Source organism: Streptococcus sp. SR4 (assembly GCF_000517725.1).
In the GTDB taxonomy this organism is placed as follows: Bacteria; Bacillota; Bacilli; order Lactobacillales; family Streptococcaceae; genus Streptococcus; species Streptococcus salivarius_F.
Genome location: NZ_AZYW01000042.1, coordinates 1 through 2,730, shown reverse-complemented (window position 1 = coordinate 2,730; position 2,730 = coordinate 1). Strand labels below are relative to the sequence as shown.

The 2,730-nt window shown below is 32.5% G+C and carries 4 protein-coding genes; all 4 read right to left on the bottom strand.

The genetic code is table 11. The annotated features are described in order from the left end of the window. Nucleotides 1-12: 12 nt before the first annotated feature. The gene (locus tag HMPREF1519_RS04700) at nucleotides 13-1,230 is read right to left on the bottom strand and encodes a tyrosine-type recombinase/integrase (RefSeq protein WP_037611323.1); all 1,218 of its coding nucleotides are present in this window, start codon (nucleotides 1,228-1,230) and stop codon (nucleotides 13-15) included. 10 nt (nucleotides 1,231-1,240) lie between these two features. Further along, complete coding sequence (locus HMPREF1519_RS04695) at nucleotides 1,241-1,513, bottom strand: helix-turn-helix domain-containing protein (RefSeq protein WP_037611321.1); 273 nt, start codon at nucleotides 1,511-1,513, stop codon at nucleotides 1,241-1,243. 44 nt (nucleotides 1,514-1,557) lie between these two features. Continuing rightward, nucleotides 1,558-2,385, bottom strand: a complete 828-nt coding sequence (locus tag HMPREF1519_RS04690; protein ID WP_037611320.1) for a hypothetical protein — start codon at nucleotides 2,383-2,385, stop codon at nucleotides 1,558-1,560. Nucleotides 2,386-2,446: 61 nt separating this feature from the next. After that, the coding region (locus HMPREF1519_RS04685; RefSeq protein ID WP_156024872.1) for a CHAP domain-containing protein at nucleotides 2,447-2,730 on the bottom strand (284 nt) is incomplete at its 5' end.

Here is a 2,730-nt window from a genome sequence, read left to right as displayed (position 1 = left end):
AAGTTCACCCTATTACTTTTTGAGACTTCTAAAGGCTATTTCTCCTGCTGTTTGATTTACTGTTTCAGTAGTATTGACATAAGTCTTCGTTATTTGGATGTCACTATGAGTAAGTGCTTCTGAAATAGCATTTAATGATGTTCCAGCCTGTCTTGCCAGAGTTGCTCCGGTGTGTCTTAATTTGTGAGGAGATGCTGGAGGAAGTTCCGGATGTCTTCTTCGAATAGAATTCATTCGATGATTAAGATAATCAATATGAAGTGGAACGTTAATACCGTTTGTTCTATTATTGTATGTGAAAACGAATTGCTTTTCATTCTGTCTGATTCCAAACAGCTTTAGTTGCTTTTTTTGTTCTATTTTCCAATCGGTCAGGATATTCATTAGTTCTTTAGGTGCTTTAAATAGAGTTTTTTTATTTCCTTTAGTTGATTTAACATTTCCGAATTTGTCTAATGCTTGTTCAATGAGAATTTCATTTTTTTCAAAATTGATATGTTTCCATTGGAGAGCGTAGGTTTCTGATTTTCTATCTGATAAAAAGAATGTCGTATAGAACAAAGCATAATCTTTTAATTCCATTCGATCATTTTTTAGATCGTCATCAAATGCTTGTAGCCATTGTTTAAGTTCTTCCTCATTTAATGCTAGGTCTTCAAACTTTTTACTTTCTTTGAGGGCTAATTTTTTATTAGCTTTAATTCTACTGATTGTCTTTTTTACCTTATTGACTTGAATATATTCAAGCTCTTCTGCCCAGTCCAAGACAGAATTGACGTACCCTCTAATGGATTTAAAGTTGGCATAAGAATTCGATAGTGGAGTAAGAAGTGACAAAACTAGTTGTTTATTTTCATTGAGATGATCAATAGAATAATTACCTAGGACTGGAAGAATTTGCAAACGAAAGAGATTTTCTGTTTGAAAGACAGTTACTGCTGTAGGTGGTTTAATAGTAGCAGTAGCTTGTCCTGCTTTATAGGGTTCTAGCCAAATGTCTTTGTAAAAATCTTTAAATAGGATGTCTCCTTTTCTTTGAGATAAAGTAGAAAATCTTCCTAAACGTGCATTTTCAATGTCAACAGCTAACTTAATTTCTGCTTCCTTTGCCTCTCTGCGAGTTTTGAATCTTTTTTCAAATCGTTTACCAATTCCTAACTTTCCTTGGACGTCATCGGGTATGTACACCCTTAGCCTATAAGATCCATTTTTTGTTTTTGAAATGCCCATTTTTGCCTCCTTATGCGCTTATCTCTAGTCGAGTCATCCACTGATTGATACTTTCTTTGCTGAAACGAATGGATTTTCCAATTCGAATATAGGGTAATCCCATTGCAATCCAGATATCAAGGGTATTATGTGAAACTCCAAGATAATGGCACGTTTGTTTTTTGTTCAGAAATGGAGTATCTAATCCCATATCTTCTTTGAAATGATGAATCTCATCTTTGATAAGAGTTGCAATCATTTTTTGAATTTCTTGTGTCTGTTCTTCTGGTAATGTTACCTGCATAATGTCCTCCTTATAAAAAAGAACCGTAATAATACGGTTCTATATTAAGTAAATTGTTGTTCATAAAAGGATAAGCTTTCCTGAATAAAATTATCTAGAGAATTTATCCATTTCAATATATCCTTAGGGAAGTTTGAGTGAATTTCATTGCCTAAATTAAGATACAGTGTGTCATCGTCATTTTTATATTTTTCAATTAATTCCTTGTATTTAGTAAATTTCCCTTTTAAGATACTTTCATACACTTCAAAAAAGTGCTTAGTAGATATTAGTAGACTATGATGATACTCTGTAATGGTAGTGTAAAAATCTATATTAGCAATATCAAAACGATCCTCTAAGATTGTATTCCTTACTTTTTCTAAGGTACTTTTAGCAGAGTTACTAAATTTAAAATTTTCACCTTCTTTAAGGATATATTCTAGGTTAAAACTATATCTTAAGCCATCGAAATAAATAGGTATATGACCGTGTAATGCAAAGTTTCTTAATGTATACATAAGCTGATAGTAGAAATTAGTATCATATATCTTTTTAAAATGATCATCCATCAAGTCAGTTTGTTCAAATGATTCTAAGAGATCTGTTAGGGTTCTACTACTTGTAAGGTAGCTGATAAGTAATGAATTTAAAACTATAAATTCTTCTGACTTATCTTCACATTTTAGCGATATAAAACCATTTTTTTTGACTTCAAATTCAACAAAAATCTTATAAAAATTATACTCAGTAATTTTGAAATAATTAAAGATAGTGTGTAGTTTGTCAGATGTCTTCAAGCAATTCAAGATGAATTGCTCATCGTCTGGACTTAAATTTACAGTTTTATCAAGGATATTGGAATCAGCTATTGATACTGATTTGTTATTCATAGTAAACCTCAGCGTATTATTTGTAAGATAAACTAAATTATATTCTAATTTAGTTGAAATATCAATGTCCTATGACATATGTAAATTGTTTTGCTGTATCTGCATCAAAAGTACGGTAGCTAACGACTCCTAGTCCTTTGACGTTTGATTCAGAGATAAGAATGGAGCCATCTGATTTGACTTGTTCCACAAAGGCAATGTGACCATAGGTTGGATCTGCTCCAGCTTGTCCTGGGCTAAAAGATAGTGCGGAGTGTTCGGTAGGGGTATGAGTTGTTTGATAACCTGGGGCATTCATCCATTGGCCACCATTTCCCATATACTCTCCAAAGCTAACACCGACCT

What these genes read in the sequence shown, in the direction of transcription:
- HMPREF1519_RS04695 (WP_037611321.1), bottom strand. Translation starts at nt 1,513, where the DNA reads ATGCAGGTAACATTACCAGAAGAACAGACACAAGAAATTCAAAAAATG.
- HMPREF1519_RS04700 (WP_037611323.1), bottom strand. Translation starts at nt 1,230, where the DNA reads ATGGGCATTTCAAAAACAAAAAATGGATCTTATAGGCTAAGGGTGTAC.
- HMPREF1519_RS04690 (WP_037611320.1), bottom strand. Translation starts at nt 2,385, where the DNA reads ATGAATAACAAATCAGTATCAATAGCTGATTCCAATATCCTTGATAAA.